At 66.9% G+C, this 6,738-nt stretch carries 7 protein-coding genes; all 7 read right to left on the bottom strand.

Features of this window, described 5'->3' with window-relative positions:
• Positions 1-192: 192 nt before the first annotated feature.
• Complete coding sequence (gene ccoS, locus D5084_RS02810) at positions 193-351, bottom strand: cbb3-type cytochrome oxidase assembly protein CcoS (protein ID WP_128513989.1); 159 nt, start codon at positions 349-351, stop codon at positions 193-195.
• Positions 351-2,627: a heavy metal translocating P-type ATPase gene (locus tag D5084_RS02805; protein ID WP_128513988.1), complete on the bottom strand. Its 2,277-nt coding sequence runs from the start codon at positions 2,625-2,627 to the stop codon at positions 351-353. Before D5084_RS02805 ends, ccoS begins: the two co-directional genes overlap by 1 nt.
• 1 nt (position 2,628) lies before the next feature.
• Positions 2,629-3,081, bottom strand: a complete 453-nt coding sequence (locus D5084_RS02800; RefSeq protein ID WP_128513987.1) for a FixH family protein — start codon at positions 3,079-3,081, stop codon at positions 2,629-2,631.
• A complete protein-coding gene (gene ccoG, locus D5084_RS02795) occupies positions 3,078-4,496 on the bottom strand; it encodes a cytochrome c oxidase accessory protein CcoG (protein WP_128513986.1) in 1,419 nt (472 codons plus the stop codon). Before ccoG ends, D5084_RS02800 begins: the two co-directional genes overlap by 4 nt.
• Before the next feature lie 410 nt (positions 4,497-4,906).
• Entirely contained in the window at positions 4,907-5,782 is an 876-nt protein-coding gene (gene ccoP, locus D5084_RS02790) for a cytochrome-c oxidase, cbb3-type subunit III (protein WP_128513985.1), read from the bottom strand.
• Between the two features lie 3 nt (positions 5,783-5,785).
• Complete coding sequence (locus D5084_RS02785) at positions 5,786-5,983, bottom strand: cbb3-type cytochrome c oxidase subunit 3 (protein WP_128513984.1); 198 nt, start codon at positions 5,981-5,983, stop codon at positions 5,786-5,788.
• Between the two features lie 10 nt (positions 5,984-5,993).
• Entirely contained in the window at positions 5,994-6,737 is a 744-nt protein-coding gene (gene ccoO, locus D5084_RS02780) for a cytochrome-c oxidase, cbb3-type subunit II (protein WP_128513983.1), read from the bottom strand.
• Position 6,738 lies beyond the last annotated feature (1 nt).

Below are 6,738 nucleotides of genomic sequence, written 5' to 3'. Positions count from 1 at the left end.
ACCATCCAGATGCAACCCCCGCCGATCCATCCCAAACCCCATCCCAACCTCAGCTGTTGCGCTCCATTCTAGAGGTGAAGTGGGGTTAACCCTTGTCGGTCCTTTCTCGGCACGGGAGAAGACCCCGCCCCGGACTTGATCCGGGGCCTCGGGTCATCAAAGGAGGCCCCGGATCAAGTCCGGGGCGGGGTTTCAGGGTCGGGGCCGGTCGTCCCAGTCCTTCAGCAGGATGCGGTTCGCGTCGCCCTCGGGATCATCGAACTGCCTGGTCCGCATTGCCCAGAAGAAGGCCACAAGGCCGACGCCGCCCAGAAACAGCGAGACCGGGATCAGGATCGCCAGAATCTCCATTATTTCAGCCTCATCGCGTTCAGGGATACGGTGATCGACGAGAGCGACATCGCCAGTGCGGCGGCAAGCGGTGTGGCGAGGCCGACCAGCGCGAGCGGCACTGCCACCACGTTGTAGCCGCCGGAGATCAGGAAGTTCTCGATCATCCGGCGCGTCGCCTGGCGGCTGATGCGGACGGCATCGGCGATGGGGGCCATGTCCTGACCCAGAAGCACGATGTCGGAGGCCACGCGGGCTGCGTCCAGCGCCGAGGCGGGGGAGATCGAGACATGGGCAGCGGCCAGCGCGGCGGTGTCGTTCAGCCCGTCGCCGACCATGAGGACCTTGCGGCCCTGGGCGGAGAGTTCCGCGATGCGGGCGGCCTTTTCGGTGGGCAGGACGCCCGCCTGCCAGTTCGTGATGCCAAGACGCCGGGCGAGGTCGCGGACCGGGGCTTCGGTGTCGCCAGAGAGGAGTTCGATTTTCAGGCCTGCGGCCTGGAGTTTCGACACGGCTTCGGCGGCGCCAGGGCGGGGGCGGTCGGTGAAGGGGAAGGCGTGGGTCGTGGCTTTCAGCGGGGTGCCCCCCACCCCCCTCCCCTCGCCACCGGGGGGAGGGGAGGCGCCTGGGGTTGCGGGAGCGCTGGAAATGGAGAGGTAGGTCGCGGTTGTGGGAAGGGCTTCGGCCCCGCACCAGTCGGCGCGACCGAGGCGGACGCGGGTTCCGTTTAAGTCGCCTTCGATGCCCTGGCCGGGGATTTCGCGGATGTCTGTGACGTTCGCGGGGGCGATGCCTGCGGCTTTTGCGCCTTCGGCCAGCGCGCGGGCCAAGGGGTGGGAAGAGCCTGCGGCAAGGGCGGCGGCGATGGCCACGACGTCTTGCGGCTGGTCGGCAAGGGCCACGGGTTCAGGCGTGCCGAGGGTCAGGGTGCCGGTCTTGTCGAAGACGACGGTGTCAACCTCGGCCAGACGCTCCAGCGCGGTGCCGTGCTTGATGAGGAGGCCCTTGCGGAACAGGCGACCGGAGGCGGAGGTCACGACCGCCGGAACGGCGAGGCCGAGCGCGCAGGGGCAGGTGATGATCAGGACGGCGGCAGAGATATTGATCGCATAGCGCACGTCGCCGCCGGTGGCCCACATCCAGTAGCCGAAGGCCGAGAACGACAGGATATGCACCAGCGGCGAATAGGCCTTGGCGGCGCGGTCGGCGAGGCTGGTGTAGCGGGTCTTTGTGCCCTCGGCCACGGCGACGAGGTCGGCCATGCGGTGGAGGCTGGAGTCCTTGCCCGCCGCCGTGACCTGCACGGTCAGGGGACCGGTGAGGTTGACCTCTCCCGCGCTGACCACGGTGCCCTGCCCTGCCGGGACGGGGAGGCTTTCGCCGGTGAGGAGGCTGCGGTCGAGTTCCGACGCGCCGTGCAGCACCACGCCGTCCACCGGCATCCGCGCGCCGGGGCGGACGAGGACGGTGTCGCCGGGGTGGATCTCGGCGATCGGGGTTTCGACTTCCTGGCCGTCGAGGATCAGGATGGCGCGGGGGACTTCGAGGGCGGCGAGTTCCTCCGCCGCCGACCGGGCGATGGCGCGGGTGCGGTGGTCGAGGTAGCGGCCGAGGAGGAGGAAGAAGGCGAGCATCACGGCGGCGTCGAAATAGGCGTGATGGCCCGACATCGCGGTTTCATAGACCGAGATCGAGGAAGCGAGGATCAGGGCGAGAGAGATCGGGACATCCATGCCGAGCCTGCCCTGGCGAAGGCTGGCCCAGGCCGACCGGAAGAAGGGTTGGCCGGCGAAGATGACGGTCGGGAGCGCAATGGCGCCGGAGATCCAGTGGAAGAGGTCGCGGGTCGCGTCCTCGGCCCCGGACCAGACGGCGACCGAGAGGAGCATGACGTTCATCATGCTGAAGAAGGCGACGCCGAGGCGCATCAGAAGCTCTCGTCCCTGGCGGTCGGTTTCGGTCGTCGAGAGGAGGCCGGGGTCAAGCTCGTGCGCTTCCTGGCCTTCGGCTGCGAGGACCGTGATCAGCTGGGCGGCGGTGACGGTGCCTTCGGCCTCGATGGAGACACGCTTTTGCGTGAGGTTGACGCGGGCGGAGCGGACGCCGGGGATGGCCTGAAGCGCGGCCTCGACCAGGGCGATCGACTGCGCGCCGCCGGCGTTCGGCAGGGACAGGATGATGCGGCCCGCCCGTTCGGCGCGAAGCGCGGCGATGCGTTCGGCGGCGGGGACGACGGTGCAGGCCGGGCAGGCGGAGACCGGGGCGCTGCGGGAGGCGAAGTCTTCGGCCAGCGCCATGTCAGCCCTTCACGAAGAGTTCGGACCGCTGTTCGAACAGCGTCCCGTCGGCAGAGCGGGCGGTGACCTTTATCATCCATTTGCCGGGGTGGAGGGGGAGGTCGGCGGCATAGAGGTCGCCCTCGCGGGTGAAGGCGGGGAAGGTGTCGTCGGTGGTTTCGGTCGTGCGGCCGACGAGGACCTGGAGGTCGTTCACCTGAACCGGCTGGCCGTCCGCGCCGAGGAAGGCGAGCGTCATGCGGCCCTGGTCGTAGGCGGGGGTCATGGTCCAGCCCAGCGCCTCTTGCGCGGCCTTGCGGGCGTTGAAGCCCTGGGAGGCGACGTAGGAGTTTTCGACCTCGAGCCCGGGGAAGGTCGACACGGCCTTGAAGGCGAGGAGGAGGTTGACCCCGATGATGACGGCAAAGGCGCCGACTGTGATCGCAAGGACATGCTTGCCGGTGAGTTCGGTCATTGCGATTCCTTCCCGTTGAAGATCGTATCATGGTGGACGCGGTTCGTCGTCCCCAGTTCCTCGACCCAGAGGCGGACCTCGGTGCGGTCCGTGGTCGCGGCGGGGCTGCCCGGGGCGGCGGTGAGATAGACGCGCTGGGACATGGTTTCGTTCGCGGGCACGGTGACGGTGAGGCCCGGCTGGCCTTCCAGGCTGAGGGTGACGAAGGCGTCCGAGGTGACGGCGATGGTGAACTGGGCGTCGTCGCCGGACTTGTTGCGCAGACGGAGGTCGTAGGCGTTGCGGATCGAGCCGTCCGAGAGGGTGACATAGGTCGGGTTCCTGACGGGCGTGACGTTGATGTCGATGGGCGAGCGCAGGAAGAGCGCCACGATCATGCCGATGCCGACCCCGGCCCAGAGCACGGTGTAAAGGACGGTGCGGACGCGGAAGACGTGGGACCAGACCGATTTCGGCGGCTGGCCGGCACGTTCGCGGGTCTCGTCCGTCAGCGCGAGGTAGCCGATCAGGTCGCGCGGTTTGCCGATCTTGTCCATCACGTCGTTGCAGGCGTCGATGCAGAGGCCGCAGGTGATGCAGGCCAGCTGCTGGCCGTTGCGGATGTCGATCCCCATCGGGCAGACGTTGACGCAGGCCATGCAGTCGATGCAGTCGCCCGCGCCCTCGGAGCCCAGCTTGCCGCGCGGCTCGCCCCGCCATTCGCGGTAGGCGATGGTCAGCGTGTCCTCGTCCATCATCGCGGCCTGGATGCGGGGCCAGGGGCAGGCGTAGATGCAGATCTGTTCCCGCGCGAAGCCGCCGAAGAAGAAGGTGGTGAAGGTGAGGATCAGGATGGTGAAATAGGCGATCGGATGGGCCTGGAAGGTCACGAGGTCGCGCAGAAGCGTGGGCGCGTCGGTGAAGTAGAAGACCCAGGCGCCGCCGGTGGCCAGCCCGATGAAGAGCCAGATCCACCACTTGATGCCGTTCTTGATGAGCTTCTCCCAGTTCCAGGGCTGGCGGTGCAGCCGGATGCGGGCGTTGCGGTCGCCTTCGATCCAGCGTTCGACCAGAATGAAGAGGTCGGTCCAGACGGTCTGAGGGCAGGCGTAACCGCACCAGACGCGGCCGGCGGCAGAGGTGAAGAGAAAGAGCCCGAGGCCCGCCATGATGAGCAGGCCCGCGACGAAGTAGAATTCGTGCGGCCAGATCTCGATCATGAAGAAGAAGAAGCGGCGGTTGGCAAGGTCCACCAGCACCGCCTGGTCGGGCAGGTTCGGGCCCCGGTCCCAGCGCAGCCAGGGGGTGATGTAGTAGATGCCAAGGGTGATCCCCATGATCCACCACTTCAGCGTGCGGAATTTACCCTTCACGCGCCGGGGAAAGACCGGCTCGCGGGCGGCATAGAGGCTGGGTTCGGCTTCGGGGGTGGACACGGGCTCTCCTTCACTGGCGGGGCCAGTCTATCATCCCGACTGCAATCGGTCATTTGCGCGGTCAGGGCCTTGACCTGCATCAATAGGGATGCGGCGCGCCGGGGTGAATGCGGCAATGCAGCGCAAAGCCGCGTGATCGCCCAGGCGCGACCGGGCGGCTTTCGACCCGAGCGCGGTCCGCGCGGGGGCATTCGGGACATGGGCGAAGGCAGGTTGCGCAACTTCGTCCTTCCCTTCGACGGATGTTCCCGCCGAAGGCACACCGGGCCGCTTTGCGGTCTTCCCGCAAAACGGCGAGACGATAGGCTTGCGCCGGAAGACGCTCCCTCTGACAGGCGGCCCGAACCGGGTGCGCGGCAAAAGGAAGGGGACCCGAAGGCCCCCTTTCAGGTTCAAGGGAACCGGGAGCGTCACTCCCCGCCACCGCGACCGTGGACATAGAAGGCCACGGCGCGGATTTCGTCTTCGGACAGGCGCTGATTCCAGTTCGGCATGACGCCGAAACGGGCCTTGGTCACCGTCTCGATGATCTTTTCGCGCGACCCACCATAAAGCCAGATCGCGTCGTTCAGCCGGGGTGCGCCCTGCGTGCGGTCGCCCGAGCCGTCTTCCATGTGGCAGGCGGCGCAGTTCTCGGCGAAGATCGTCGCGCCCTCGGCGGCCATCGCGGCATCATGATCCTGCCCCGAGATCGCCAGGACATGTTCGGCCACCTGGGCGATCTGGGTTTCGTCGAGGATGCCGTCCGTCCCGAAGGCGGGCATCTGGGAATAGCGCGCGTCCGGGTCGGTGGTGTTGCGGATGCCGTGGGTGATGGTCAGATGGATGTCCTCCATCGTGCCGCCCCAGAGCCAGTCGTCGTCGAGCAGGTTCGGATAGCCCTTGCCTTCAACCCCCGCCGCACCCGAGCCATGGCACTGTGCGCAGTTGGTGCGGAAGACCGCCGCCCCGGCGCGTTCGGCATAGGCGGCAAGTTCGGGGTCCGCACCGATGGCGTTCAGGTCGGCGGCGATCAGTTTTTCCTTGATCGCCGCATTGGCGGCATCGACGGCGGCGATCTCTTTCTCGACATCGGCGCGGGTCGAGGCACCCAGGAGGCCAGGCGTGGCCCCCTTGACCAGCGGCCAGGCCGGGTAGGCAATCGAATATCCGATGCCCCAGACGATCGTGGCGTAGAACACCCAGACCCACCAGCGCGGCAGCGGGTTGTTGTATTCCTCGATCCCGTCCCAGCTGTGGCCGGTCGTTTCCACCTGCCGCTGTTCTTTCTTGATGGGCTTGGCCATGGCTCAGGCCTCCTTTCGCGGTTTGGCAGGGTCATCCGCCGCAGGACGGTCGTCGTTGCGGAAGATGGAAGTTGCGACTTCCTGATGCGCGGCGCGTGAGCCGGGGCGGAAGGCCCAGACGCAGATGCCAAGGAAAAAGAGCGTCATCAGGAGAAGGAACCAGCTGTCGGCCAGATGGCGGAGGAAGGAATAGGTTTCCATCCTGGCCCCCTTACCGGCTTGCCACGGGCGTGTAGGTCGAGAAGTCGACCATCGTGCCCAGGACCTGGATATAGGCGATCAGGGCGTCCATCTCGGTCAGTTCGGGCTGGCCGTCGAAATTGCGGACGTTGACCGGGGTGCCGAAGGCGGCTTCGCCGTAGCGTTCCTCGAGCCCGGAGCTGTCGCCGTTCGGGTCGGCCTGCGCCTTGAAGTCGGCCAGCGCGTTTTCCACCATGTCGTCGGTGTAGGGCACGCCGGTCAGGCGGTTGGTCGAAACGACATCCTGGATGTACCTGCCGTCGATGATCCGGTTCGCCAGGAAGCCATAGGGCGGCATCACCGATTCCGGCACGACGGATTTGGCGTTGTGGAAGTGGTCCTGGTGCCATTCGTCCGAATAGCGGCCGCCGACGCGGGCGAGGTCCGGGCCGGTGCGCTTGGACCCCCACTGGAAGGGCCGATCATACATCGACTCGGCGGCCAGGGAGTAGTGGCCGTAGCGTTCGACCTCGTCCCGCATCGGGCGGATCATCTGGCTGTGGCAGCCATAGCAGCCCTCGCGGATGTAGATGCCCCGGCCCGCCAGTTCGAGGGGGGTGTAGGGGCGGACGCCTTCCACCTTCTCGATGGTGTTCTCCAGGTAGAAGAGGGGAACGATCTGCACGATCCCGCCGATCATCACCACCAGAAGCGAGAGGATCATCAGAAGGGTCGCGTTGGTCTCGATGACCTTGTGCTTGTCAAGAATTCCCATG

It is taken from the genome of Tabrizicola thermarum (assembly GCF_003574395.1).
Lineage (GTDB): Bacteria > Pseudomonadota > Alphaproteobacteria > Rhodobacterales > Rhodobacteraceae > Tabrizicola > Tabrizicola thermarum.
The sequence above is the reverse complement of the archived record's forward strand: the minus strand, read 5'-3'. Positions and strand labels throughout refer to the sequence as shown.